The sequence below is a fragment of the Peribacillus sp. RS7 genome (assembly GCF_041956845.1).
GTDB lineage: Bacteria > Bacillota > Bacilli > Bacillales > DSM-1321 > Peribacillus.
Map to the genome: position 1 here is coordinate 3,932,510 of NZ_CP168135.1, position 26,931 is coordinate 3,959,440.

The window sequence follows — 26,931 nt, forward strand, 5'->3', positions numbered from 1 at the left end:
GAAATATCGATTAATAAAAATTGTACATTTTATTATGTTTGGATATAATACAAGACATAACAATTAAACGAGGGATAAAGGGAGGAAGATGTTGATGTTGAAATTTGATGAGGGATTATTTCTAAATCTGGTAGAAAAAGAGGGGCTTGCTTTTAGAGGCCAGATTGAGGAAATGGTAGATGGAATCACAAAAAGGGGATACAGTAATATTTTTTTGATCGGGGCTGGAGGAACCATAGCCATGATGTATCCTTATGAATACATTTTAAAATCTAATTCCACCATTGATGTCCATGCAGAAATTGCTGCTGAATTTATGGTTATGAATCATAAGCATTTTAGCAAAGATTCAGTCTGTATTTTTACATCCGTATCCGGGACTACTCAAGAAACAGTTGCAGCGGCAGAGTATTGCAAAGAAAGGGGAGCTACTACAATCGCATTAGTTGCAGAGCCAAATACTCCGTTAACACAAATTGCGGATTTCTGTATCACGACAGGTTCTGAAACGCACTCTTTTGATACTTTCTTTATGCTTCTATACATGGTCGTCTTCCGTTTCATGTATAACAAAGATGAATTCCCACAATATGAGCAATTCACGAAGGAAGTTTCGCTGCTTCCACGTGCAATTCTAAATGCTGTTAAATCTTTTGACAAAAGAGCAGAGGAATTTGCTATTACACATAAAGACACGGATTACCACATGATGGTGGGTTCGGGTAACCTATGGGGAAACACCTATTCTTATGCAATGTGTATTTTAGAGGAAATGCAATGGATTCAAGCGAAGTCCATCCACGCGGCAGAGTTTTTCCATGGAACGCTTGAACTTGTTGTAGAAGATACAAGTGTTATTTTACTAAAAGGAGAAGATGAAACAAGACCACTGATGGACCGTGTAGAGAGATTTGTAGAAAAAATCACAAAAAATGTAACGGTCATTGATACCAAATGCTTCGAAATGGAAGGCATTAGCGAAGAATTCAGAAAGCACTTTTCAGTTAGTATTAACTGGTCACTATTAAGTAGGATTAGCGTTTACCTAGAGCGTGAAAGAAATCATCCATTAACACTTAGAAGATACTATCGACAAATGGAATATTAAGATATGTGGAGCGCTACTTAGTAGTGCTCATTTCTTAAGTTCAAAGAAAGCGGGGGGAAATGATGAGAACGATTTCAGTCGGAGATAACTGTATGGATGTCTATCAAACAAGCGGGGAGGTCTATCCTGGTGGTAATCCTTTAAATGTAGCAGTCTATTTGAAAGGGTTAGGTGCGGAATCTGCTTATATTGGCTGGGTGGGTTCCGATCGATACAGTGACAAAATGGTTAAAGCGATTCAGGGAAAAGGGGTTGATATTTCTCATCTTTCGAGGAAAGAAGGAAAAACTGCTGTTACTTTCGTTGAAATGGTAGGAAATGATCGCAGGTTCGGAGAATACGACGAAGGTGTCATGAAACATTTCAGCTTAACGACAGAAGAGCTCCATTTCATTCAAACCTATCAGCTCATACATTCAGGGATTTGGGGACATGCGGATAAGTACTATCCCTTTTTTAAAGAAAAAGGAATGCTCACGTCTTTTGATTTCTCAGATCAGCTAGATCACGATCTTGTGAAAATTTTACCTCCGTTTGTTGATTATCCTTTCTTTTCTTATACGAAGGATGATGCTTTTATCCGCGAATTTTTAAAGGATGTAAAAAATCAAGGATCTAAAATTGCGGTAGCCACTTTAGGTGAAAATGGTTCACTTGCCTACGATGGCGTTCAATTTTATCAATCCGGTGTCGTTGAAGTGAATGTGGTGGATACGATGGGGGCAGGGGATTCCTTCATTTCCGGTTTTATCTATGGGATATTGAAAGGCCATTCTATCTGCAATTGTTTAGAATTGGGTACAGAGTCTGCTGCGAAAACAATTGGATATTTCGGTGCGTGGTGACTGGGGCTGGAAATAATGTATAATGGATATTATATAATAAATTTTGACGGATAAGGATGAAACTAATATGAATTTAAATCCTTCAACCCCCCAGCCATTATATATGCAAATAAGGCAAATGTTGAAGAATGATATTCAGAACGGGAAATATAAACCAGATGATCAGATTCCAACCGAAGCAGAGCTTTGTGAAGCTTATAACGTTAGTCGCATTACCATACGCAAAGCAATAGAGGAATTGGTGAAGGAAGGAACTCTGACACGAATTCCACGTAGAGGTACCTTTGTTGCATCAAATAAGTTCCATAATGAGTTGTTATCTATAAGTGGTTTCTCGGAGTTTAGTCATCAGCTCGGGATGATACCCAATTCGCGAATTTTAAGAAGTGAGGTGATGCCAGCACCAAAAGATGTGGCAGGTCATCTCCTCATTGAAGAAGGAACTCCCGTTTTGGAACTTGAGCGGCTCATGTATGTAAATGATCGTCCGCTTTTCTACGATACCGCTCATTATTCATTAATTCGTTTTCCGGATTTAGAAAAGAAAATTGCTAGGGATGAATCAACTTATAAAATCCTTTTGGAAGATTACCACACGGAAATAGTAAGTAACGATAAAATTATAGACGTGATTGGTGCTACAAAAAACTATGCTAAATTTTTAGAATGTGATATTGGCGCTAATCTATTTAGAATATTAAAGATTGCTTTCGATGCAAACGACCAACCAGTACATCTCTCAACCTTTATGTGTGAAACCAACAAGGTCAATCTGACCGTTCATCGGGCAAAATAGGTCATGCCAAATCATTGGCATGACCTATTTGTAGCCTTATAAAAAAGGTGGGATTCAACGCAAAACGGGTATCCAATAATCAACAATTTTAAACAATGCTCAATTATATAAAAGAATTTTCTCTGGTTTACTAAAAAGCGTGATTACACATTTTCCACATCCTATTCACTTAGTAAAACTTCTAATTTTATTTGGGTCCTGCAAATCCGAAAATGGATTATTCAAAGTTGCTCCCCTGACCCTTCTGCTTCAATGACTGGATTTAAAATTTCCTTACAATTAAAACATAAGATTTTCTTGTTATCTAACAGAATACCGTTCAGAAAACCAGCCGTGCAATATACATCGTGACCACAGTGCACACAAGAGCCAACTAGTTCATCCATCGATACATCCCCCTATAGGATAATGGTTTATAGTTTGGTGTGCTATTTTGAATAAAGATAAAGCCCAAAATCTTGCATTACGGAAGTGTGCCCCATTTGCCGCAACATGGTAGCAATATTGCCTCGATGATATGATCCGTGAGTGACAACGTGTAATACCGATTCGGAAATGGAAGTTTCAAGCAAACCAGCATACGGGTTATCCACCACAATTACCTTATCCATATCTTCTTGACTGTTCAGAAGTGCTTTATTTCTTTCAGATAAGTCTAGAAATATTTTTTTCATTTCCTCAATACTTTTCTTTTCCACCACTTCTCTTAATTGGTCAGAAGACGCCATTGCTTCATTCATACTATTACCTGAGATAATGTCAAACCAAGCGTAATCTGTGAGATAAATGTGAGACAACACTTTTGATACCGAAGAAAAACCACTCTGAATATCCTTGTGATAAATGTGCTGTGGAAGTTCTTTTAAACGATCAATGATAACGCCATTTGCCCACACGTGGTATTTGTACATTTTTAAAACTGGTTCGGGGTGTGTCATATAAAAAACCTCCACTTCTCTTTTTTTTCGTATTGAACAATTTATGCCTGAATAACAAAAAAAATTCAGGTGAAAGTATATTAATCTGGTTTTTCTATTTTATATACAACAACCCTTAGGTAAAGGATGAAGTTACTTCATACTTCCCCCCTGCTGAAATCGCGAATATTCTATGTTTAGACAAGAGATAATACGAGCTACGAGCATTCTGATCATAAATGAATAGTGTTTGCCATATATAGGTATTCTTTCTTGCAGGAAATTAGCTCCCTATATCGAAATGATAGTAAAGGAGATGGTAATATGAATCTGAGAATTAAATATAGGCTTTATATTCATGCTGACGGAAAACTTATTCCAGAGAAGTATGACCGATACGAGATACTGAACGTCAGAGAAGGTATAGATCCTAATGATACTAAGGATTACCAGGAGCTTATTAAAAAATTGGGAAAGTCGATTAATCGGCCTGAGAATGAATTTGAAATTAAAAACTATGAATCAATGTAAGGTTACCCTTTCGAGGATGTTTTAGTTTGTTGACAAAAAGGGGGGCGGAATGATTTCATCCGGAACCATGATTTTAAAACATGACTAGGCTATACTTTAAGGTTTTTTACTGACACTCCTGCAGAAAACTGGCTAGTCAAGACCCCGCAATACTGTAGGCAAACCCGTTTTTCGAATTTGTCTACAGTCTGGAGCATCCTTTCGAGGATGCTTTTCATTTTGGAAAATGAGAGGGATTCTGGAAATTTTGAACTTTCAGCGTTATTTAATTAAACAAGAAAACACCATTGTCAATTTAGAGGGAATATTTTATATTGTAGATTTACATTCAGTTTTTCTTTGAAAATTGGAATAAGAATTGGTCAATAATTACGTCCAGAATAAGATAAAGCCCTTCTCTTAATTGAGAGTGGCTAGTTTAAAGCTAAAATTTTATATGTGTCTTCTTGAAATACGTATCCGTTACTTCAAGAAGACATGCGACCTAAAGAATTGTTCCGTATCTTGAATTAAAGTATGGACTTATAATGTTTCGTCCTGCCTTGAATTTTTTTGTAAAAGGTCACGGATTTCCTTTAAATACTGCTCGGTTGCCGGTACCACTTCTATTACCTCTTCCTCTTTGGCTTGTTTTTTTCTAATAATAGAATTCGCTATCTTCATAAACATGAAAATCGCAAACGAAATAATCAAGAAATCAATCACAGCTTGAACAAATATACCGTATTTAAGAACTGCGTTTCCAACTTTAATGGTTAACGAAGAAACATTGATCCCCCCTAATATAATTCCAACTAGCGGTGTGATAATATTTTCGACTAGTGATGAAACGATTTTCCCAAACGCAGCACCCATCACTACAGCTATAGCAAGATCGAGAACGTTTCCTTTAGTTATAAACTCCCTGAATTCCTTTATCATCGTAACTACACCTTTCTTTTTTTAATTGATAAAAGCATATCAGAAACATGGTGAAAATTGAATAGAGTAAGAGGTATCTATTATTTCCAAAGATAGGAACAAGCATCCGTTTAATCTTTTGAATCCTTTAATATGTAGCAATGCAATGACAGCAGTCCAATCAAAGGGGATAGAACTCCAGTTATCATCAAAAAACGTAACAAGCCCTAATTAAAGCAGAGTACGGATGGATTTAATGGTCCTAGAAATCAGCACTAATTAAAGCTTTACAAATAGAACAAAAAGTGAATTCAATGAAAAATGTTATGGAAGGCAGATGGGGAAAGAGTAAGGCAGCAATCATCACAGTCTGGAATGCAGGTGGACCAACTTGCTCCTTTTGATTTTTATCGCATCTCAACAAAATATTTAACAAAGCCCAAAACAAAAAAAGCCCTCTCGATTAAGAGAAGGGCTTTTAACAATGGAGGAGTACCACTTAGGGGGTAGTACAATAATATAATTATCGCCAATTAAATCCATTTATATTCATCTTCTTTGTTTTGGGGTAGCCTTTTTGACTGCATTTAAATTGATTTGAATTTTTTATATTTCAGTCCAACCAAAAATATTAGAGGAGAACCTATTATGGTTGGAAGAAACCAAAAAATTAATGGATTCCATTCATTCAAGATAGTTATATTCGATACATTAACTACAAGAATTGCTGTACAAATAGCAATATAGGAACCGAGCATCCCGCTTATATGAGATGCAATCCAGTTTTTCCATTTCTTCTTGGCAGATACATAGCCTATAAATGCGAAAGAATATGAAAATATCCCAATGAAAAATAAATAGGCACTGCTTTCCCAATTCAAAATTGCCATTGTCAGGGATGTGACAAAAACAACAACGTACGCACTATGATAAATTTCACCAAAGGTTGTATGCTTACCTCTTTTTTTCTTTGAAGACATAGCACCTATTCCACTAATAAGACAGATTGCTCCAGCAAAAATATGAATGAACAGAATGATTTTAAAGATAAGCAACTTTCCCCTCGTGAATATTGATTATTAATTTATATGTTATCACAATTCAAATATTTACCATGAATTTAATTTGCAAAAATCAAACCACTCATACAGCGCCTAGACCCTTTGAAATTTCCGGAAAGAAGGATACTCGATTGTATAGAAACTTAACTTCTTCATTGTGACTGAAAGTCTCAGTAATCTGGTTTTTTATTTATAATCATTGAGAATAAAGAAGAGGGAGGCATCAGAATATCGTTCTTTTTATGGATAAAGGAGGAAATTACGGTACGTTTGAAGAATGTTTTTTACAAATGGGGGTGGAATAATTGCGACAAAATATTGAACAGGATTTATCTAAAGAGGATATTTTAAGAATGATTGTTAAACACCTTGAAGTATTCCCGTTGACTAGTCTAGAGGCTATCCGAGAAGTGATTGGAAGTTCATTAAAACAACGGGGTTTAATAGGAGGGATAACTCAAACAGGAGCCGCTACGATAACATATAACCGGAAAATATCAGACGAAGATATCCAGTTAATGAATGATTGTATTTATGACCTTTTATATAGCCGCGTTATCCAACCTGGTATTAATGATGATAATCTAGATTTACCATGGATTCATGTTTCTGATAAAGAGAAACTTAAAAAATACCTAAAATGAAAAGTATAGTCCGACATAACAGGGAATTATTACAACCGTGAGAAATTGCCCCCTATAATGTGGATTACAGAAATACCAAAAAGAGTGTGAATGGGTGGAGGCAGTTAGTGGCTGCCTAAGATGTTATCTGCTAAACATTGTAAAAGCCCTTCTCATATTCGAGAGGGGCCTAATTGGTTTGGAATATCTAAATTCGATAATTGCAATTTTATAAAAAACAATTCTCCATACTATATTAATTGTATGTTTCACCAGTAAGATGGGATTCAAACATATCGATAATTGCAAGAAAACGTTCGGCTTCACGGAAAACGTGATCTGCCAATAGTGGATGGATAATGCTCTTGATTTTGCATTCTTCGATTAAATCTCTGGCGGTTTTCTTAAAGTCTCGAAGTGATACTACTGAAACACGATTCTGATCTAGAAATTGATCCAAAAGAGGGACGGTTTGAGATTGCGGTTTCATGGACTCTAAGTCAACAGCCTGAAAGACTAATTGGTCAAAATCATTGCTGAAGTTTCGTGCCATATCTACAAGCTTTCTTTCCGATGGATCAAGGAGATGTCCGATAAATTTTGCATGATCAGCCATTATCCTTAAAAAGAATACATTTTCTTTGATGATAGCATCTTCAAGTGGTTTCAATTTACCCTCATTTAATTCTTTTAATCGCTTTCTAAAATAATTGGCTTCCCGGCTTGTATGGTCGACCAAAAGTGGGAAATTGTTTGCACCAGGCAATTTACAAGTAAGTATTAATCCCAATACCTTCCTTTTGAAAAAAAATATGCCTGTAGCAGCTTGTTGCACTTCCGCATTAAATCTTCTAATCTGTTCTGGGTCAGTTTGATTTGTAAATGAATGGGATTGCTGTTCTATCCGTTCAAATAAATGATAAAACTGATTGGCTTCCTCAATTAGCTGTGTATCTTCACATCTAAAACCAAGTCTTAGAAATAACGAGTGTTCCTTCATTATTCTTGACCAAAAACGAATCTCATCTAAGGAACGTTCTACAAACATCGCAGAGTTATTTCGCATATTAGCTTCCTGTGTGTTCTCACTCATAACTAAAGCCTCCTTTATTAAACCATCCTTAAAATCTTATTAACAAGTGGGCCATTGTATACTCGATTACATATAAAGTTACAAATAAATCTATTTTGTTTTATTAAATCATTACCTTATATTAGTTAAGTAAAAAAGAAAGAGCTCAATAAGTATCCTTAAAGGACTTGTAGCAGGTCTACCAGTTATTGAACTAGCAAGTGCAGTATATAGAATAGAAAATGAAAAAATTTCAGAGTATTGGATTCAAATTGATAGGTCAGGAATTCAGAAACAACTGGAGAGAAATAAATATATTTAAGATTTATCTTATTCGAAAAAAGCTTGATAAATAATTAGGTATGACAAGAGTTGAATAATTGAACAAGACCCAAAACCAAGACAGAGACGAGCTTCTTGGTTTTTTTCTTTGATTTGCTTGAATACAGGGTTTGTACTTTTTATAAACATTAGAAAGAAAGGGTAATTAAAAACACCAGGCAGTAAGGAGCGGAAATATGATTCTCTCTAAATTTATAGATGAACTCCCAATTCTCCCTATTTTAAAACCTCGATGGAAAGATCAAATTCATACTTATTATGAAGTGAATATGACTGAATTTAAGCAATCACTTCATAGTGAGTTAAATGATACAACTGTTTGGGGCTATGAAGGCAGCTATCCAGGACCTACAATTGAAGTGGAGAGCGGGGAGAAAGTATTTATTAAATGGATCAACAATCTTCCGGATAAACATCTTTTCCCGGTAGATCATACGGTTCATGGTGCCCAAGTGGATGTACCGGAAGTACGGACGGTGGTACATGTACATGGAGCTAGTGTTGAATCGGAAAGTGATGGTTACCCGGAGGCTTGGTTTACAAAAGGTTTCGAACGAGTGGGACCTTATTTTAAAAAGGAAGTATATCAATATGATAATAACCAGAATTCTGTTACTCAATGGTATCATGACCATGCACTTGGGATTACCAGACTCAATGTATATGCGGGATTGGCAGGTTTTTATCTCATAAGGGATAAACGGGAATGTTCATTGAATTTACCTTGCGGTGACTATGAGGTCCCTCTTATTATCCAAGATAGGTCTTTTCATATTAACGGTTCCCTTTATTATCCAAATCAGCCGGATAACCCAATCAAGGAATTAGGAACATCAATCGTTCCTGAATTTTTTGGGGACACCATCCTGGTTAATGGCAAAGTATGGCCCCATTTAAAAGTGGAACCACGAAAATACCGATTCCGGCTGTTAAATGGATCTAACACCCGATTTTATAGGATCAAGCTTGATTCAGGGCAACTCATTTATCAAATCGGGACGGATAGCGGATTAATGGAATATCCGATAGGGGTGAAAGAAATCATACTTGCTCCAGCAGAAAGAGCAGATGTCATCATTGACTTTACCAATCTTGGCGGAAAGAACATAATCGTGACAAATGATGCCCCTGCTCCTTTTCCAGAAGGGGATCCCGCAAATGCTGTAGATACTGTGATGGAATTCAGAATCTCTCTTCCTCTTACAAGTGTTGATACCAGTGTGATTCCCGCTTTTATGATGCCTCTTCCAAAGATTAATGAGCAGTTAGCATCTAAAGTCCGTTACCTTACATTAAATGATAATATGGATAAGTATGGTCGTGAATTCATGTTATTGGATAATAAACAGTGGGATGCCCCCATAACGGAAAATCCAAAATTGGGATCAACCGAAATATGGTATCTAATTAACTTAACTACGGATACACACCCAATTCACGTTCACTTAATTGATTTCCAAGTGATGGATCGAAGGCCTTTTGATGTAGATATATATAATAAGGAGGGAATCATCCATTATACTGGCCCGGCAATTCCAGCTGAACCACAAGAGCGAGGAATGAAAGATACTGTAAGAGCTAATCCGAAACAGGTAACGCGAATTATTATGAATTTTGGTCCATATTCAGGGCGGTATGTATGGCATTGTCACATCTTGGAGCATGAGGATTATGAAATGATGAGACCGTATATAGTTATTCCATAATGGTTGGTAACTGTTCCTTAATATAATGAAAAAACACTAATACCCCTGAAAATAAATTTTTCAGGGGTTTTTTATTTTAGTTCGGCTGTGGCCGATTTAAGGAAGATGCCACAGCCGAACTAAGTTACTGTTTGCACTAAAACGCAACTACGGAAAATAACTCGAGCACCGGCAGGGGGGACGTTAACATCGGTAGTCATTTGTCAAAAAGTTCATTTATTTGTTTCGTAAGCTCATTAAACTTCTTGTCGAGTTCTGTGTACGCTTTATCGTTTGAAGTCATAAAGCTGAGCTTTCCCAAAACTTCTTGTCTTTCTGTTTCAAGTTTTAATCGTAGTTCCTCCAGATCATCTCTTTTTGAGGATGATTCAAACAATTGCTTTTGTATACGATTATCCGAAATGACGAGTTTGCTGCTTGTCGATTTCTCGAGAAAATATCGATCATGCGAAACGACGATCAGTGTTCCAGTATACTGTGCTAAGGTACCTTCAAGTTGTTCCCGTGAAGCTAAGTCTAGGTGATTTGTCGGCTCATCCAAAATAAGCACATCTTTTTCTTTTAATATATATTCCATTAACTTACATTTCACGCGCTCACCCATACTCATATTCCTAATGGGTTCTGTCCAATGAGATGTCATGAATCCTAAATGCTTCATTAAAGTTTGAACTTTCCCTCTTGCCTCGAATGTTTCTTTATGAAATAGCTGTGATGGTGTTTGATCAAGAGGTAAATCAAACACTTCTTGCGTCAAATAGCCAATTTTTGAAGATGGTGAAATCCATACATCGCCCGAAAAAGTTTCATGTCCAAGAATTATTTTTAATAATGTCGTCTTTCCACTGCCATTGGGACCTATTACTGAAACCTTCTCACCATGCTGAATCGTGAAATTGACGCTTTTAAATAGTGTTCGCCCGTTAAAAGACTTAGTTAAATTCTTAACTTCCAAAAAACGTTTGCCGGATTTGTTGTTTGCTTTAATTGAAAAGCGGACAGTATAATCTGACTCAACAGGCTCAGCTTTTGCTTTTTCAAGCTCTTTTTCAAGACGCTTTTGTTTAGATTTTACTTGTGCATCCATTCGCTTTGCTTTTACGCGATAGTATTCTTTAACTCCTTCCTTCTTCGTCGATTGAGCATGGGCTTTTTTCGACCAAGAAGTGATTTCATTCATTTGTCCTTCGATCCGTTCAACCATTTTTTGCTGTTTTTCATATTCACGTTGTTGCGTAAGTCTTTTCTGTTTGCGAACCTCCATATAACTTGAATAATTCCCTCTGTGTTCAATTATCTTTTTGCCTTCGATCGACCAAATTTTCGTTGCAACAGCATCCAAAAAATGACGATCGTGCGAAACAAAAATAATGGTACCTCTATAATTTTTAATTTGTCCATTGAGGAATTCTAAACTTTCCGCATCAAGATGGTTTGTCGGTTCATCCAATAGTAAAAGGTCTGCATCTTTTGAAAGACCTTTTGCAAGTCGGGCTTTCAGTTTTTCTCCCCCGCTTAATTGCGCGAAGTCATGGCTTGGTACATGCATTTTATCTAGTAATTTGACTTCAAAAGGGGTCTTATCTTCGAAAGAATGCGATTCAGTTTCTTGTTCGACCATAAAAACTTTCAAGTCTTGCTGAAGCCATTGAATTTGTCCTTGTGTAGGCACTAAGTCATTATTAATCAATTGCAACAACGTAGATTTACCGGCACCATTTTTGCCAATGACACCGATGATATCCCCTTGTTGAACACTGGCGTTTACATCTTCAAAAATGGTAAGGTCCATTACTTCATAGCTAATATTGGCTAAATTTAATAGTTCTTTCATATAATCCATCCCTCTCCTTAAAGGGAGAATAAAAAAAATCCTCCCAGTTCATTTGGAAGGATTAGTCGTACCTGTGCATGATCAAATAAGAGCTATTTTCAATATAGCTCGACAATTTTAGAAAATGGGCAGACTAATCCTATTTCGTTTGATTTGAAATATGTGATTTCAAATTTTTAAAAATAAGATTAGTTAATCATCGGCCACCCATCATCCCTTCTAATATTAATAAAATCAGTATAGCATAAAATAATCTTTGAAAACAAAAGTAAGTAGAAATACTAACTTTACTTCAATCTAATTTTTTGTTTTTAATGATATGTGCAGGTTATCTTCTATAAGTAGTGGGGCCTTCTTTTATATCATTATCTACTAAAATTAAAACTTTTCCGGCTTTTATATCCGTTTCATAACTTTCTGCCTCTTTTTCCGAAATACCCAATCCAATCAGAGTACCAGCCAATCCCCCGGTTCCTGCACCAACAGCAACTCCTGCCAGCGCTGAAACGATAGGTCCAGCAGCGAGCAGCGGTCCTATTCCTGGAATAGCCAATGCACCCGCACCGGCAAGAAGGCCAGCCGTCCCGCCAATAACTCCACCTGTAGCAGCTCCGGTAGCTAATCCTTCTTCAGCTTTCGTACCAGTTTTTCTCTCGACCACTTTTGTTTCCTTGCGATCTTTTGCAACAACAGAAATTTCATCACGTTTATACCCTTGTATCAAAAGTTCTTCAACAACTTTTACCGCACCTTCACCGTTTTCATATATCCCTACCACTTGCTTACTCATTAAAGTCATCCTCCTTTAATTTCCACCTATTGTTCACCTCATCATATGAGTCATAAAAGGTTTATATTCGTTACGTTGAAATAACAATGATAATAAGGATTTTAGGCTGGGTGACTCGATAGATTCATCACTTTTTGCCTTAATAAAAGGTTCAAATGATGCAGTTATAATTTCTCCAGGTAGGGTAGGAAGGAAGACATAAATTTTACTAGTTAGATTGCTCTAATTTTTTAGGGAACGAAGCTCTTTCAGCAACATCATCGATGCTTGAGCTTAAAATGTAATTAGGGCTATGTCATTTTGTCTAGAATATTGGGGAATGGGGTATTGATATTGAAGAGAATAAAATAGACAACTTCTCGTTACAAGCCAGATCGAAGAATTTAAAAAAAGGTAAAGGATTGTTATGTTTTCATTTGTATCATAACCGCAATAATATTCTGCAGTAGCCTGTATGTTTCCCATGAGGTGTTTAAAAGAATTATTACATAATAAAATTAGAATAACGATTGAAATCATGCACAACCATTGGGTTATTCCCTTGAGGAGGATATTAATATGGAAGAAAATATAAAGGGAATCGATGTTTCACATTGGCAAGGTACTATAAATTGGGATGAAGTCGCAAAGGCCGGCGTGAAGTTTGTATTTATTAAAGCAACCGAGGGCACGAGTTATTCTAAACTCTCTTATTTTAAAGAAAATGCCCCTCAAGCTTTGACAGCGGGCTTGAAAGTCGGGGCCTATCATTATGCAAAGTTTGCTACTGTTGCAGAAGCAAAAGCTGAGGCTGCTTATTTTCTGGATTCGATAAGCTCTAATGCTCTAAACTATCCTGTTGTTCTTGACCTTGAAGAAAATAAAAAAGAGGCAAAGAAAAAAACGCTAACCGATGCAGCACTAGTTTTTTTAGAAGCAATTGAAGAAGCTGGATACTCTGCCATGCTTTATACCGGTAAATACTTTCTTGAAAATACGTTAGATGAATCAAGATTGGCGAACTACGCTTTGTGGATTGCCCGATACAACAGCACGTTGGGGCGTAGCGCAGATATTTGGCAGCATTCTGATTCAGGTAAGGTAAGCGGGATCAGCACAAAGGTGGATTTGAATATAGCCTATAGGGATTTTACCAATAACGTAAATTCTTTTAGGTCACCCAACTCCCGTGCATTGGAAACTTCATCAACAGCTTATACTGTAAAAAGAGGCGACACACTTAGCTTGATTGCAAAAAACAACAAAACAACCGTAAAATCTCTTGTTAGTCTTAACGGCATTAAAAACCCGGACAAAATTTATATCGGTCAAAAATTAAGGATGAAATAAATAAAGGCTCTTCTCTTTACGAGAGGAGCATATTTTTAATTGAACTTCATTATATTTCTTTAAGTTCTTCAATTTCCACTTCTGACCTTTCCTCTAATGGTCCTCTTAGATGTACTGTAGCAGTTCTGCCATCTTCATTTAAATTATCAATCCATACTGACGTGCCATTATATCTCACCTCAATGTCAGATGAAGAAGAAAGAATCTGTTTTACACGATTAACATCCACATAAATCCCTCCCTGTTTATTAGTCTACTTATTATTTGGGGAAAGACTGAATTTTATTCGTTTTTAAGGATAGTAAAAAATTAACCCTTCTAGCGTTTCATATACTTAATAAAAAGGTGACAATTCATAATCTTAAAATACTGGGTTAATCTGCTAGAATGGATATGATTGTAAAAATGAATTCGGGGGTGATTAATATGAAAAAACTTAAGGTCTTGGCAGTCCTTTTAATACTTATTGGTGCAGCCGTTCTGTTTACATGCTTGCAACAACCAAGTGGAGCCAATGCTGCCAAGGTTAACCTAAACATTAAGAAGCTTGACGTCGCTGAATTTTTTGCTGAACGCGACGGAACTTTCATAATACGTGAAATGAAAAAAGGCATGACTTTCATCCATAATAATGATCGAGCTGAACAAAGGTTTGCGCCGCAATCGACATTTAAGGTGCCTAATGCACTCATCGGATTACAGGTAGGGGCTGTTGAAGATGAATATGATATTAAATATTGGGACGGAGTGAAACGGGAAATTGAGGTTTGGAACCAGGATCATACGCTTGGGTCTGGTCTAAGGAACTCCGTTGTTTGGTACTATCAAGCCATGGCCCGTGACATTGGAAAGAGTCGAATGGAGGAGTGGGTTCATAAGATTTCATATGGCAACCAAGATATTAGTGGAGGAATCGATCAGTTTTGGCTAAGTAGTTCACTCGAAATTTCACCCATTGAACAAGCGGATTTTATGGAAAATTTATATACAGAGAAACTTCCTTTTGATAAGGATGTCATGAAAACCGTAAAACGGATGATGATCCAATCTGAAGGGGACAACTATACGCTTTACGGGAAAACAGGACAGGGGTCAAACATTGGCTGGTATGTTGGCTTTATTGAAACAAAGGATCGTGACTATGTCTTTGTAACGAATATCTCCGGTACTTCAGCAGACGCTAAAAACATCACAATGGACATTTTAAAGAAATATCATTTAATGGAAGAGTAGGTAAGAACTAATACCTCATTTGGTAATTCAACCGAGGTGATGCTTACCGAACTTAATGAAATATTTTGGATTAGTCAAATTGAAAATTTAAATCCCAATCTTTTTCAATGGGAACTAAGTGTAAGCTTAAAAGAATATAGTATAGAGTTAACGGATGCTTTACTTCAATAAGGGAGTTGCTTCGGCAGCTCTTTTTCTTATGGAGCTAACGGGACGGAAGTGTTGAATAAGGAAGTTGATACATGGGACAATATTGGAGAGAAAGTGTTGGAGGATTTGAAGGTAATTACACATACTTAAACACGCTTATAGGGGGGTATTATGGAACTATCGTTATTATTGGAATATGGCTGGGTTTTAATTATTTTAATTTTTTTAGAAGGTTTATTATCTGCTGATAATGCATTGGTTTTAGCCATTATGTCAAAGCATTTACCAAAAGAACAGCAAAAAAAAGCGATCAATATTGGATTGCTATTGGCATTTATTTTTAGGATTGGTGCCATCTTTATTATTTCGTACCTTTTCCATGTTTGGCAAGTTCAGGCAATCGGGGCTGCTTATTTAATTTTCATCTCATTGAAACATTTATTAAAAAGGGACCACGGGGAAAAAGATAAAAAAGTGACAAGCTACCGAATGACTGTTGCGCAAATTGCATTAGCTGATATTGCCTTTGCCATCGATTCCATTTTAGCTGCAGTCGCTCTTGTCATTGCCTTACCAGATACACCAATGGGTGATATAGGAGGTATGGATGGGGCTAAATTCATCGTTATTTTATTAGGAGCAATTGCAGGCTTAATCGTCATCCGGTTTGCAGCAGGATACTTCGTTAAGATATTGACAGAACGGCCTAGCCTCGAAACGGCAGCCATGTTAATCGTTGGTTGGGTAGGGGTTAAGTTATTAATGCATACTCTTGCGCATCCATCCGTGCACATTATTTCTCACGAGTTTGTTGAAGGACCCATTTGGAATATAATCTTTTGGACAGTCATGCTTCTTATTGCTGTAGGCGGATGGTTTTTATCTGGAAAAACAGAAAAAAAAGGTGAAGGTAAATAAAGATATTCAATAGTAATGAATGAAAATTTCAAAAGATTAAAGACCGATGTAAAAATTCGGTCTTTATTTTAATTTTTGAGCTAAAAAGTTTTGGCGGTAGATTGAACTTTTTTACATTATGAAGCAAAGAAAATTTGACCCTTTGCAATTACAAGGAAAATACAAACGATAGTTGTATTCAGTTTTTCAAGTCCAGTAACTGTATGTAACAGACCTATTTGATGAAGAACTAATAAAAAATGCCGATATTACTTTAATAGACCTAAGCGAAATCCATAAACGACTACTTGTGTACGGTTTTTTGCTTTGAACTTTGTCATTAAACTGCTTACATAATCTCTAACGGTATGCTCGCTTAATTGCAATAATTCGGCCATTTTTTTATTGTTATATCCCTCTGCCAGCAAATTCAGGATCATGGATTCCCTTTCCGTCAATTGTATGTCGGTACCAAATGAAACCTCATCATCCTTCCTTGATAAATATAAACCTAGCCGTTTTCCGACCTGATCAAGTAAAGTCAGTTCATCTATTGAATAATCGAATTCCTCTCCTAATTGATCAAAGGTCAGCCAACCGAACACTTGCTGTTCATGAACAATGGGTACAAAAATGACCGATGAAAGATTAAATAACTGTATATGTTCCTCTTTGATGTAATTATGGGGATCCTTTAAATATACCGGTTTTTTGGAATTGAACACCATGGATTGCTTCAAGCTGAGTTGGCCCCTCATGCTTTGAACCTTGGGCAATTCCGATCCAATGGTCCCGTACAATTGATTGGACCAAGGAATATAAGCATAAAAAACACATCTTTTATAGTTAAAGAATTCTTCACATTTTTTTAGGATAAAAGCAAAATCTTTAAATCCTGCTGAGTTAATCAGAAGTTCATCTAATTGGTCCAGTAGCTGCAGTCGTTTAAGTTCTGCATTTTCTTGAATGGTTTTAGAATGCTGCCCAGGTTCGTCATCCACCCATTTGTTATAGCTATGGATAAGATGAGAGAAAATGGATAATAAGAACATAAGAATGGATATGGTTTGGGCATGTTTCAGGTTTACCATTAAGGTAACGATGGCCTTTTCAAAGATTAATCGGAACATACTAAAATGATTCACATTTAAAATGGGTAAATGTGATTGCAGCCATGTGTCCAAATGCTTTTCGTAAGTGTCTCTTATGTCCGATAAAAATAGTAAAAATGAGTCCAGTAATGATTGTATCATCTTACGTTCAGGTTCTAATATGAAGGGTTCTAGATTTAAATAAATATTGATATTTTCTTCAATCTGTTTGTTATGACTTTTTATGAATAATATGAATTGCCGAAACGTTATTTCTTCATATGCATGTAAAGGTTGAGCCATGCGAATTCCTTCTCCTTAAAACAAAATGCCCCTATAAAAGGGGGAAGCTTACCCTATTATTATACAGCACTTTATAGGATAGTATTTCAAATTGTGAGGAGTAGAATAAAGGTATGAACATACAATGAAGCTTTTTATTGGCCTTTCCATTTCTTAAGGATTGCTTATTGTAGTCAGCTTTCATTGAATGGTATATGAATCATCGTCTAGGGAGAACCTCTAGGGATGAGGATTTCTGGTTCTCGAGGAATCTGTAGCATAGAAAAAAGTAAAGGAGATCTGGGTATATGATGAGACTTGAAAATAAAGTGGCGATCGTAACAGGGGGAGCAAGTGGGATTGGAGCCAGTACGGTTCAATTATTTGCAGAAGAAGGAGCAAAGGTGGTCATTGCAGATTTTGCAGATCATGGACAAGCTGTATCAGATGAATTAAATGGAAAAGGGTATGATACTCTTTTTGTTAAAACCGATGTGACGAATGAAAATGACATTAAGAATATGATCGAAGAAACGGTTAACAAATATGGAAAACTGGATATCATGTTTGCAAATGCAGGGATTGCAAGAGACGGAAACATACATGAGTTAAGCTATGAGCAATGGCAAAGAACAATTGATATTAATTTATCCGGTGTCTTCCTATCTGATAAATATGCGATAGAGCAAATGCGGAAACAATCCACTGGCGGTGCCATTGTCAATACAGGCTCCATCCATAGCCATGCTGGGAAGCCGGGGGTGACAGCTTATTCTGCAGCAAAAGGCGGGGTTAAGCTTTTAACACAAACGTTAGGATCGACTTATGCGAAAGATGGCATTCGTGTCAATGCAGTTTGCCCAGGATATATTGATACACCACTTATTGCGGAAGCGCAAGGTGAAATACGACAAGGATTGATCGATTTACATCCAATCGGCCGTTTAGGCAGAGCGGAAGAAGTGGCTAAGGCTGTTCTCTTCCTTGCAAGTGATGATGCATCATTTGTAACAGGCACAAGCCTTATTGTAGACGGCGGATATACGGCAGTATAAAGCTTTTACACCCAAGGATTAATCGGTGGTTCTCAATCGGTACATTTCGTTTGATGTACTAGTTACATTTATTTTAGAGCTTTTTCCGTAAGATGAGCATTCAAACGGAAGGGCTCTTTTTTACATTTAACTCCTTGAAATTCCTTCCACTACGTTACAGTCAGCCATTTACTGTTGACAGGCGTTTTTGTATTTCCTTTACGATAATAGGACTATATTATATTGATCCATAGAGTGTTTATGCCGCGAATGTTGTTTTACAATGAGGTACTTTTCAAGTAGTAGGAATAACTTAAAAAAAACGGTGAAAAATATCATAGTCGATAAAAATTATTGATAAAGGCGGATGATAAACATGACAACGGTACGTGACATTATGACCAAAGATGTGAAGGTATGTGCACCACATGATTCTGTAACAGCAGCAGCAAGAATTATGCGAGATATCAATTGTGGTTCCGTTCCAGTATGTGAAGGTAAGAAAGTCATAGGCATGATTACAGATCGTGATATTATTTTGAATTGTGTAGCAGACGGTAAAGATTGCAATACTTCTCATTGCCATGATTCTATGACTTCGAATGTAATCACATGTGATCCGGATACAGATGCACACGAATGTGCCCGTATGATGGCCGATCATCAAATCCGCCGTATTCCTATTGTAGAAAATGATGAAATTGTTGGTATTTGTGCTATTGGTGATCTTGTAACAGTGGATATTCATGTTAATGAAGCTGGTGAAGCGTTAAGTCACATTTCTGAATCTACTCATTTAGAACATTAAATCGATGCAAAAAATGAATGCATGAGCGGTCTAGGGTTTTACCCAATCTGATGCATGAGATAACCAATTAAAGTTGAGAAAGTTCATCTTTTATTCTTAACGGTCCGGATGATTTTCCTTTATTCGATTGAGAAACGGGTACAGTCATAAACATAGAGCTCTTAAAGTATATTTTCGGATTTGTTTCCTGGCTCCAATGATAAAAATAATGAAAGAATTGTAAATAAACATGATAAAAATTCCAAATCAAACGGAGGTCAATATAATGAACAAACAACGAGCAAAAGAGATTGCGGCTTCACCAGTTATGGCTAATGTAACCCACAATGAGGTTCCAATCTATATTCAAAATGTGGATGAAAATAATGAAACAGCTAGAATCTATCCTCTTGATGAACCAGAGAATGAACAAGAGGTCCCTTTATCCAATTTAAAAGAATAAGCCGTCAAGTGAGAGCGTGTTACTTGGGTCACTGGTTTGTCGTAATTGAATGTATAAAAACCCCTTGAGACCAAGGGGTTTTTATCATGGATGCAAAGGTCCTAAATATCGTAGGCTTCAACTTCTTAACCTAGCGCATGAATCCAACATGCTACTTTAAAGGGCATTCCTTCTTCACGTTCTATCCTAAAACTCTCGTAATCTCTTTTTGAGGTGAATGATTTAATCCGTCGTTTTCTTTTTTGCGACAATCCCGAATTGCTTATGTAACAGCCATATTCAATGACTATCGTAGCCTGCTTGCACCTCTTTTGATAATTCGATTTAAAGTCTTTTGAATGTACCAGAAACATCTAAATACTGAACTCTAAAGCACTCAGGAAATACCTTATCCAAAACTGTTTGGAATTTTAGTTTAGTTTGTACAAATATGCAAGCTGCTGCCTTATAATGTTACGTAGGTTTAAAGCTAGATCCATCGCCTTTTTCATCCATATAGTATTGCACCTTCGCTTGTTAAACGAGATCTAGTCACAACCAATTTCTACAAGTAGGGGCGAACTGATTAGTTGACGGGAATCATATCCCATAGGTGCGGACGCTACGTTAACCTACTAACCAAAGTCTTTTTAGGGAGGAAGCAAATGAAGGTAAAAAAAATACATCATGTAGCGATAATTTGTTCCGATTATGAAAAATCAAAAAACTTCTATGTGAACATTTTAGGGTGTGAAATCGTGCAGGAGACATATCGGGCAGAAAGGAAGTCGTATAAATTGGATCTAATGGTCGGAGGGGAATATCAGCTGGAATTGTTCTCATTTCCTGAAAGCCCCAATCGTCTAAGTTATCCAGAAGCAAAAGGGCTAAGACATCTTGCTTTTGAAGTGGAAGATATTAATCAAGCTGTTAAAGATTTGGAAAAAGAAAACATTCCGGTCGAACCTATCCGTGTTGATGAGTTAACAGGAAAAAGATTTACTTTTTTTTGTGATCCGGATGATTTGCCTCTTGAGATATATGAAAAGTAGGAATTACAAGCTTAGCTAGGATGATGAGTGAACTTTAAGGCATGAAGTCTGATAGGAGAGGTGATGGTTCGGGAATTGAGGTAAACTTTATTTTTTTTAGTTGATTTCAATAGATGAATACGATGATTTAAAGAAGTTAGTTATGCCAATTAAACTATGAAGGTTCCCTATGATATGTCGATGCTATTAAATTTATCTCCACTTGCATTCCATATTTCGATAATAGCTGAAATAATCACCAGCTATAATAGCTATAGATCGGTCATTTAAATATGTCAGGAGATAAAAAAATGAATGTTTTCAAATTTGCACTGTTGATACTTTTAACGACATTTTTAATGGGTTCTTCTTTTGCGGTAGTTAAAATTGGTCTACCGTATTCATCGCCATTATTATTAGCAGCATTACGCTTCACACTTGCTGGATTCATAATGGCGATGATCGTATTCTTTTTAAGAAGACCGCATCCAAACTCTAAAGGGGATTGGATAAAAATGCTTATTATCGGCACTTTTCAAACAGCCGGAGTAATGGGGTGCATTTTCCTGAGTTTACGCACTATTACAGCAAGTGAATCCTCAATTCTTACTTTCACGAACCCGTTACTCGTTGTTGTATTCGGTACAATTTTTTCACAAACACGCTATAAACTATATCAATGGATCGGAGTATTATTAGGATTAGTGGGAGTAATTATTACGATGGGAGCGCAACTTGAATTTAAGATTGGCATTCTTTTCGGCATTCTTTCTGCTATTTTCTGGGCCATTTCCACTTTATTGGCGAAAAAATGGGGAGCGATTTTCGATACATGGGTTTTATCTGCCTATCAGATGCTTTTTGGTGGTTTACTGCTTTTACTTGGCAGCTTTATTCTTGAAAAACCATTTTTCATACTGAATGGTAATTCGCTGTTCATTTTATTATGGTTAAGTATCATGTCATCGATCGTGCAATTTGCTGTTTGGTATTACCTTTTACAAAAGAGTGATCCAGGAAAAACAAGTGCCTTTTTATTTTTGGCACCTTTCTTCGGTGTTTTATCAGGGTGGGCACTATTAGGCGAACAGATATACACGTCACTCCTAATTGGCGGACTGTTTATTATCATTGGCATCTATCTTGTAAATAGCAATTTCCAAAAGGAAAATAAATTTGTTAAAAGAGCTTTATAGTAATCGTAAGGATTTAAGCCGCTACAGACAGAAAGTCCCTCATGGGGAAAAAGAAAAGAGTTTCACCATGAGGGATTATTAAATTATACCTCTATACAAAAAACTTCTTTAAATCCTTCTTTCCCTTTAGGTGTTACTATTACTGCGCGAATAGATGGAACACGGACTATCCAGCCTAAATCAAATAAATGTGTAAGAAGCCCATTCCCTAAAGCTCCACCAAGATGATGGTGACGTTCACTCCAATCTAAACATGAGTGGGAAAATGAACGGCGTTTTCTTCTTAAATCAAGTAAATCGATGCCGAATTCTGAAAAAAATTGATCTCCTTTGGGTGTAACTGTAAACTCTCTCTCTTCTTTTTTCAAATATCCGGCTTTCAACATCGATTCAGTTAATTGGACGCCTAGTTTTCCTGCCAAATGATCATAGCAAGTTCTGGCTTCCTGAAGCATTTTAACTTGTCTTGATTGTTTTAACGACCGAACTTCAGGTGGTGGGGAAATGGCAAGAAATGATTCTAAAATGCCCGCAATTTCTCCATTTGCTAGCTGATAGTAACGATGTCGTCCGTGTTTTTCAACATTAACAAGGTTACCTTCCACTAATTTTGAGAGGTGAAAGCTGGCGGTTTGCGGTGTTATTACAGCCATCAATGCTAATTCACCTGCCGTATGAAAACGACCATCCAGCAGACTTGCAAGTATTGTTGCACGTGACGTTTCCCCAAGGAGGGAGGCTATCTCCACCATATTTGGATTTATACTCAAGATAGTTACCAACCTTTCCGCCCGATATTTAGATATAGGTATAGCCCTATAAATATGTAAGCTTATTTTTCTATTATACAGTACCGCTGCCCTGGTGATATTCTGTATATTCACGATTCCCCTGAAAAAGGATATTGGACCCTGCAATAAAAGTGGATATCGTTTATTGCGTATTTTTTCGGTGTGTATACGCAGAAAGATGATGACAGATAAAAGGGTTCCAAATCGCAGTGCAGGGAGAAATCATAGATTTTAAAAGATTTGACCTTTCCGTGTAGCCTTAAAATCCGTGGGCACTCCAGTTTGAATTTCACTTCAACGAAAAGCTTGGACGGGTAATTATATAGATGCTATCAGTGCAGCTAACTCCTTAAAGATGTTTCAAATGAATTTCTGTAAAATCACCATCTCATTTAGGCACTACCGCTTTAACGTTCAGGTTGTGATTAAGTAATTTCTTTGAAAATGTTCAGATGTCCTTGAATGGATTGCTTTCCAATCCATTACCCTAATCAAATCATAATCCGGATGGGTTTTAGAATAGCCATTCAATGCGTTCCGCATTTTTACTTCAGCACCCAACAGGTCCACTTTATCAAAGTAGGACTTCTTTTAATTTTCAGAAACATAAAAAGGGCTGTTAGTGAATCTATTAAGTCCTGTACATATTTATAGAAAGCTTTATAAGATATTAAAAAGGAGGTACAAGCAATGAAATAAGAAATAATTAACGCGGAAAATAACCGTTTCCGCTTATTAACAGGTACATTACCTGATAAAGAAACGGCCGAAATAATGGCTGAAGCTCTGAAAGTTCTTTAAGGATGGATATGGTCATTTTAGAATCTACAGGGCATTACCATTCTCCCGTTATTCAATATCTGGAGGAACAAGGGATTCTATAACTTACTAAATCCGATTATTTCTTACCAGGCAAAGAAATCCAGTTTACGAAAGGTAAAAACAGACGCAATCGATGCGTACCAGTTGTGTGTACTGTATTACAAAGGTGAACCTCATAAAATTAGAGGAATTCAGCTTTTAGTCCTTCATAATTTGTTAAGACAACAGGAAATCATAACGAATATGCATGTGGAAGCTAAACAGAAGAAAGACTGTCTATCCTTTGGATAAGCGTTTTTTAATGAAGTATATTCTTTGTAAACTAGGCATACATTCTTACATGTTCACTAACAGTAAACGTTCCTTAATAGTCTTGTGAATAGATTAGATTGAATAAATACCGGTGAATAGTCCCTTTTTCGAATTTAGTAGTCAAATAGGAGGGAATGAAGAGTATGAAAATATCAGACGTAGGATTTAAAGGTCAAGTTTTTGGATTTATAAAGTTCACACCTTTTGTTGAAAGTTTCTTGTCTGGAGATTTATATATGAACAATTTCAAAAAGTATATTGATATGGAAAGTGCTTCGGGAGAAAAAGGTGTAGGAGACAAATTTGAAGCTTCACATGTTTTTACGGAATTAACAATGAATTTCTTTACTCAAGATACCGATGAATTAATAATGTCGGGGCGAACTAAAAAGATGAATTTTAGAAAAAATATAAATGAAAAAAGACCATTATATTGTATGTTTGCAATTGTCGGCGATATGTTAAAAGTGGTTATGGAGGATGAAAAGTATTACTATACCAAATTTGATTTACCTAAAGAACAAATCGATAAAATGATCAGCGAGTTCGGAGATAGATTAATTTTTGTTACCCCATCGCAATTTATTGACAGACTTACTAAAACACTCAATGAAAAAGGGTATGCTTACAGAGGTGGGTTGGTAAAATATGATGATTATAACATCAATTCCACAGCTAGGATGAGATCTTATAAAAATCAAGGGACAGATATTTATTTTTGGAAAGATAAATACTTTGAAAATCAATATGAATATCGCATAGTTCTCACAGATCAAGAAGTTGATGATGCTTTAATTGTGAACGTAGGTGATATTTCAGACATTAGTACTATATTTAATGCAAATGAATTTTTCAGTGATAAATTTGAAATAAGATTACGAAAGAAAGGAAATCTAAGCATCCATTAAATTGGGTGCTTTTTATTTGCAGGAGGGATAAAGAAAATATAGAGCTTTTTAAAGAATTAAAAAGAAGAGTTAAATTAACCGCAAAGTCTAGGATTATTGCATCCACATGGTTAAGGCAAAAAACATGAATTATAATAACTCATTTAAATTCACTAGTATTGTTATCGGTAATTTAAAACGAAAAAAAAGAAAAACTTACCTAATGGGTAAGTTTTTTGGATATAAAGTTATTTTTTATTCCTATACACATGCCTTTTTAATCTGAAAGTATCCGTATATCTAGTTTTAGAATATTAATTGTAAGTCCTCGCACACGAACCTTACGATGCATATGCTTAAAAAGAATAGGTTCATCAAAAGGTGAACTCTGCATAAAGTCAAAAACGATCGAGGTTACTTTTTTTCGTTACTTCGAGAGATAAACGCGCGCTTCATAAGGTTTTAATGTATTAGAAGAAATTTCATCACTGTTTTGGTCCGCGTAGTTATTGATTAGCAGTTGTCTAGCTTCACAGCTAATGTGTTCTGGTAATTCAAAGTAGGCTGCTTCCCCTGTAAAGTTGCAAATAACAAGTAATGTTTCGTTATCTAAAGTACGTATATACGCATAAATTTGCTCATTTTCTTTTAAAATAAGATCATATGCACCGTACACAATTACGTCATATTTTTTTCTTAACTTAATTAGTTTTTGATAGTAGTAAAAGATAGAATTCGAGTCTTCTAATGATTGTTTCACATTAATTTCTCTATAGTTTGGATTTACTTTTAACCAAGGAGTACTTGTTGTAAAACCAGCATTTTTACTATCGTCCCATTGCATAGGAGTTCTAGCGTTATCACGGCCTTTAATATAAATGGATTCCATTACTTTAGCTTTATCCTCTTGACCCTCTATAACTTTTTCACGGTACATATTCAGAATCTCAATATCCTTATAATCATCAAGACCAAATTTAACATTTGTCATACCTATTTCCTCACCTTGATAAATATAAGGCGTTCCCTGCATCATATGAAGGAATGTTCCAAGCATTTTTGCGGATTCTACTCGGTAAGATGTATCATTGCCAAAGCGAGAGACCATTCTTGGTTGATCATGGTTGTTTAAATAAAGGCTATTCCATCCTTTTCCTTCCAATCCTTTCTGCCATTTTGTCATGCATTCTTTAAGATCGTCCAGCTTTAAAGGCTTTACATCCCATTTTCCGCCTGGTCCTGAGTCTAAATCCATATGTTCGAATGTAAAAATCATATTTAGTTCAGTACCTTCACTATTCGCATACTTAGTGGCATCTTCAACGGATGCCCCAGGACATTCGCCGACTGTCATCATGTCATATTTCGAAAGTACCTCACGATTCATCTCTTGTAGATACTCATGCACACGAGGACCATTCATAAAGAAATCGCCACCCCAGTCGTATCGCTTTCCGCCTGGAGTGCTGGGCAATCCTTCCGCTTTGGAAATGAGGTTAATCACATCCATTCGAAAACCATCAATGCCCTTATCAAGCCACCATATCATCATGTCATGAATTTCTTTTCTTACTGTAGGGTTTGCCCAATTTAAATCAGGCTGTTTTTTGCTAAACAGATGAAGATAGTATTCATCTGTTTCTTTATCATATTGCCAAGCTGGACCACTAAAAACTGATGTCCAATTGTTTGGCTCTTTTCCATCTTTGCCGGGGCGCCAAATATAGTAGTCTCTGTACGGATCATCTTTTGATGATCGGGATTCAATGAACCATTTATGTTCATCTGATGAGTGATTAACAACTAGATCCATCATTAATTTCATATTGCGTGAATGTAATCCTTCCAAAAGTTCATCCCAGTCATTCAGGGTACCAAACTCATCCATAATGTCTTGATAGTCACTAATATCATAGCCATTATCATCGTTTGGAGATTTGAAAACAGGTGATAGCCAAACGACATTAACTCCTAATTCATTTAAATAATCAAGTTTTGAAATAATTCCACGTAAATCTCCAATTCCGTCCCCATTACTATCCATGAAACTCCGAGGATAAATTTGATAAACAACACTTTCTTTCCACCATTTTTTCTCCAATTTCATCTTCCTTTCACTTCT

Annotated in this window: 26 protein-coding genes and 2 pseudogenes; 17 read left to right on the forward strand and 11 right to left on the reverse strand. The window is 36.3% G+C overall.

The window, feature by feature from the left end:
* Positions 1–94 precede the first annotated feature (94 nt).
* The 3 genes from ACDZ29_RS19760 (at position 95) to ACDZ29_RS19770 (ending at position 2,749) form a co-directional block, all read left to right on the forward strand.
* On the forward strand, positions 95–1,108 hold the full coding sequence (locus ACDZ29_RS19760; protein WP_375088410.1) for an SIS domain-containing protein: 1,014 nt from the start codon (positions 95–97) through the stop codon (positions 1,106–1,108).
* A 62-nt stretch (positions 1,109–1,170) separates the two neighbouring features.
* Positions 1,171–1,953 (forward strand): fructoselysine 6-kinase, encoded by a 783-nt coding sequence (frlD, locus tag ACDZ29_RS19765; RefSeq protein WP_375088411.1) that lies wholly within the window; start codon positions 1,171–1,173, stop codon positions 1,951–1,953.
* 67 nt (positions 1,954–2,020) lie between these two features.
* Complete coding sequence (locus tag ACDZ29_RS19770) at positions 2,021–2,749, forward strand: GntR family transcriptional regulator (protein WP_370014489.1); 729 nt, start codon at positions 2,021–2,023, stop codon at positions 2,747–2,749.
* Between the two features lie 221 nt (positions 2,750–2,970).
* Here the strand turns inward: ACDZ29_RS19770 and ACDZ29_RS19775 are convergent, their stop codons facing one another.
* The gene (locus tag ACDZ29_RS19775) at positions 2,971–3,135 is read right to left on the reverse strand and encodes a hypothetical protein (protein WP_289324491.1); all 165 of its coding nucleotides are present in this window, start codon (positions 3,133–3,135) and stop codon (positions 2,971–2,973) included.
* 42 nt (positions 3,136–3,177) lie between these two features.
* On the reverse strand, positions 3,178–3,687 hold the full coding sequence (locus ACDZ29_RS19780; protein ID WP_375088412.1) for a DinB family protein: 510 nt from the start codon (positions 3,685–3,687) through the stop codon (positions 3,178–3,180).
* Positions 3,688–3,990: 303 nt separating this feature from the next.
* On the opposite strand from ACDZ29_RS19780, the gene ACDZ29_RS19785 reads away from it, so the two are divergent.
* On the forward strand, positions 3,991–4,197 hold the full coding sequence (locus tag ACDZ29_RS19785; protein WP_289316994.1) for a hypothetical protein: 207 nt from the start codon (positions 3,991–3,993) through the stop codon (positions 4,195–4,197).
* 522 nt (positions 4,198–4,719) lie between these two features.
* On the opposite strand, the gene mscL is transcribed toward ACDZ29_RS19785, so the two are convergent.
* Both mscL and ACDZ29_RS19795 read right to left on the reverse strand, forming a co-directional pair.
* On the reverse strand, positions 4,720–5,118 hold the full coding sequence (gene mscL / locus ACDZ29_RS19790; protein WP_289324493.1) for a large conductance mechanosensitive channel protein MscL: 399 nt from the start codon (positions 5,116–5,118) through the stop codon (positions 4,720–4,722).
* Positions 5,119–5,684: 566 nt separating this feature from the next.
* A complete protein-coding gene (locus ACDZ29_RS19795; protein ID WP_370014492.1) occupies positions 5,685–6,152 on the reverse strand; it encodes a DUF2306 domain-containing protein in 468 nt (155 codons plus the stop codon).
* Between the two features lie 311 nt (positions 6,153–6,463).
* On the opposite strand from ACDZ29_RS19795, the gene ACDZ29_RS19800 reads away from it, so the two are divergent.
* Positions 6,464–6,802 carry a hypothetical protein gene (locus ACDZ29_RS19800; protein WP_289324495.1) on the forward strand — a complete coding sequence of 113 codons (339 nt, stop codon included), beginning with the start codon at positions 6,464–6,466 and terminating at the stop codon, positions 6,800–6,802.
* 235 nt (positions 6,803–7,037) lie between these two features.
* On the opposite strand, the gene ACDZ29_RS19805 is transcribed toward ACDZ29_RS19800, so the two are convergent.
* Positions 7,038–7,874, reverse strand: a complete 837-nt coding sequence (locus ACDZ29_RS19805) for a DUF2935 domain-containing protein (protein ID WP_289316973.1) — start codon at positions 7,872–7,874, stop codon at positions 7,038–7,040.
* Positions 7,875–8,049: 175 nt separating this feature from the next.
* Between ACDZ29_RS19805 and ACDZ29_RS19810 the strand changes: the two are divergent.
* Positions 8,050–8,175: pseudogene (locus ACDZ29_RS19810) on the forward strand (ester cyclase); the annotation flags it as partial.
* 196 nt (positions 8,176–8,371) lie between these two features.
* Positions 8,372–9,901, forward strand: coding sequence for a multicopper oxidase family protein (locus ACDZ29_RS19815; RefSeq protein ID WP_375088413.1), 1,530 nt, complete (start codon positions 8,372–8,374; stop codon positions 9,899–9,901).
* A 196-nt stretch (positions 9,902–10,097) separates the two neighbouring features.
* Here ACDZ29_RS19815 and abc-f read toward each other — a convergent pair whose 3' ends face one another.
* Together abc-f and ACDZ29_RS19825 are read right to left on the reverse strand one after the other, a co-directional pair.
* Positions 10,098–11,735, reverse strand: coding sequence for a ribosomal protection-like ABC-F family protein (gene abc-f / locus ACDZ29_RS19820; protein WP_375088414.1), 1,638 nt, complete (start codon positions 11,733–11,735; stop codon positions 10,098–10,100).
* A 328-nt stretch (positions 11,736–12,063) separates the two neighbouring features.
* The gene (locus tag ACDZ29_RS19825) at positions 12,064–12,525 is read right to left on the reverse strand and encodes a general stress protein (RefSeq protein WP_289324497.1); all 462 of its coding nucleotides are present in this window, start codon (positions 12,523–12,525) and stop codon (positions 12,064–12,066) included.
* Positions 12,526–13,083: 558 nt separating this feature from the next.
* Here ACDZ29_RS19825 and ACDZ29_RS19830 point away from each other — a divergent pair.
* The gene (locus tag ACDZ29_RS19830) at positions 13,084–13,854 is read left to right on the forward strand and encodes a GH25 family lysozyme (RefSeq protein ID WP_375088415.1); all 771 of its coding nucleotides are present in this window, start codon (positions 13,084–13,086) and stop codon (positions 13,852–13,854) included.
* Positions 13,855–13,903: 49 nt separating this feature from the next.
* Here ACDZ29_RS19830 and ACDZ29_RS19835 read toward each other — a convergent pair whose 3' ends face one another.
* Positions 13,904–14,083, reverse strand: coding sequence for a small, acid-soluble spore protein, H family (locus ACDZ29_RS19835; RefSeq protein WP_370014497.1), 180 nt, complete (start codon positions 14,081–14,083; stop codon positions 13,904–13,906).
* Positions 14,084–14,280: 197 nt separating this feature from the next.
* On the opposite strand from ACDZ29_RS19835, the gene blaOXA reads away from it, so the two are divergent.
* Both blaOXA and ACDZ29_RS19845 read left to right on the forward strand, forming a co-directional pair.
* A complete protein-coding gene (gene blaOXA / locus ACDZ29_RS19840; protein WP_375088416.1) occupies positions 14,281–15,087 on the forward strand; it encodes a class D beta-lactamase in 807 nt (268 codons plus the stop codon).
* Positions 15,088–15,408: 321 nt separating this feature from the next.
* A complete protein-coding gene (locus tag ACDZ29_RS19845) occupies positions 15,409–16,155 on the forward strand; it encodes a TerC family protein (RefSeq protein ID WP_289324501.1) in 747 nt (248 codons plus the stop codon).
* A gap of 248 nt (positions 16,156–16,403) precedes the next feature.
* Here the strand turns inward: ACDZ29_RS19845 and ACDZ29_RS19850 are convergent, their stop codons facing one another.
* The gene (locus ACDZ29_RS19850) at positions 16,404–17,528 is read right to left on the reverse strand and encodes a LuxR C-terminal-related transcriptional regulator (protein WP_375088417.1); all 1,125 of its coding nucleotides are present in this window, start codon (positions 17,526–17,528) and stop codon (positions 16,404–16,406) included.
* 290 nt (positions 17,529–17,818) lie between these two features.
* Between ACDZ29_RS19850 and ACDZ29_RS19855 the strand changes: the two genes are divergently transcribed.
* The 5 genes from ACDZ29_RS19855 to ACDZ29_RS19875 all read left to right on the forward strand — a co-directional run bounded on the left by ACDZ29_RS19855 (position 17,819) and on the right by ACDZ29_RS19875 (position 21,997).
* Positions 17,819–18,562, forward strand: a complete 744-nt coding sequence (locus ACDZ29_RS19855; RefSeq protein ID WP_289318421.1) for an SDR family NAD(P)-dependent oxidoreductase — start codon at positions 17,819–17,821, stop codon at positions 18,560–18,562.
* Between the two features lie 355 nt (positions 18,563–18,917).
* Positions 18,918–19,349: a CBS domain-containing protein gene (locus ACDZ29_RS19860; protein WP_289316965.1), complete on the forward strand. Its 432-nt coding sequence runs from the start codon at positions 18,918–18,920 to the stop codon at positions 19,347–19,349.
* Between the two features lie 265 nt (positions 19,350–19,614).
* The gene (locus tag ACDZ29_RS19865; RefSeq protein ID WP_289316964.1) at positions 19,615–19,791 is read left to right on the forward strand and encodes a small acid-soluble spore protein H; all 177 of its coding nucleotides are present in this window, start codon (positions 19,615–19,617) and stop codon (positions 19,789–19,791) included.
* Positions 19,792–20,435: 644 nt separating this feature from the next.
* Complete coding sequence (locus ACDZ29_RS19870; protein WP_375088418.1) at positions 20,436–20,822, forward strand: VOC family protein; 387 nt, start codon at positions 20,436–20,438, stop codon at positions 20,820–20,822.
* A 290-nt stretch (positions 20,823–21,112) separates the two neighbouring features.
* Positions 21,113–21,997 (forward strand): DMT family transporter, encoded by an 885-nt coding sequence (locus ACDZ29_RS19875; protein ID WP_375088420.1) that lies wholly within the window; start codon positions 21,113–21,115, stop codon positions 21,995–21,997.
* An 83-nt stretch (positions 21,998–22,080) separates the two neighbouring features.
* Here ACDZ29_RS19875 and ACDZ29_RS19880 read toward each other — a convergent pair whose 3' ends face one another.
* Entirely contained in the window at positions 22,081–22,767 is a 687-nt protein-coding gene (locus ACDZ29_RS19880; RefSeq protein WP_375088422.1) for an ArsR/SmtB family transcription factor, read from the reverse strand.
* A gap of 833 nt (positions 22,768–23,600) precedes the next feature.
* Between ACDZ29_RS19880 and ACDZ29_RS19885 the strand changes: the two are divergent.
* Together ACDZ29_RS19885 and ACDZ29_RS19890 are read left to right on the forward strand one after the other, a co-directional pair.
* Positions 23,601–23,871, forward strand: a pseudogene (locus tag ACDZ29_RS19885) (transposase); the annotation flags it as partial.
* Between the two features lie 194 nt (positions 23,872–24,065).
* Positions 24,066–24,830 (forward strand): hypothetical protein, encoded by a 765-nt coding sequence (locus ACDZ29_RS19890; protein ID WP_289324508.1) that lies wholly within the window; start codon positions 24,066–24,068, stop codon positions 24,828–24,830.
* Positions 24,831–25,236: 406 nt separating this feature from the next.
* Here the strand turns inward: ACDZ29_RS19890 and ACDZ29_RS19895 are convergent, their stop codons facing one another.
* Positions 25,237–26,910 carry an alpha-glucosidase gene (locus ACDZ29_RS19895; RefSeq protein ID WP_289316959.1) on the reverse strand — a complete coding sequence of 558 codons (1,674 nt, stop codon included), beginning with the start codon at positions 26,908–26,910 and terminating at the stop codon, positions 25,237–25,239.
* Positions 26,911–26,931: the final 21 nt, after the last annotated feature.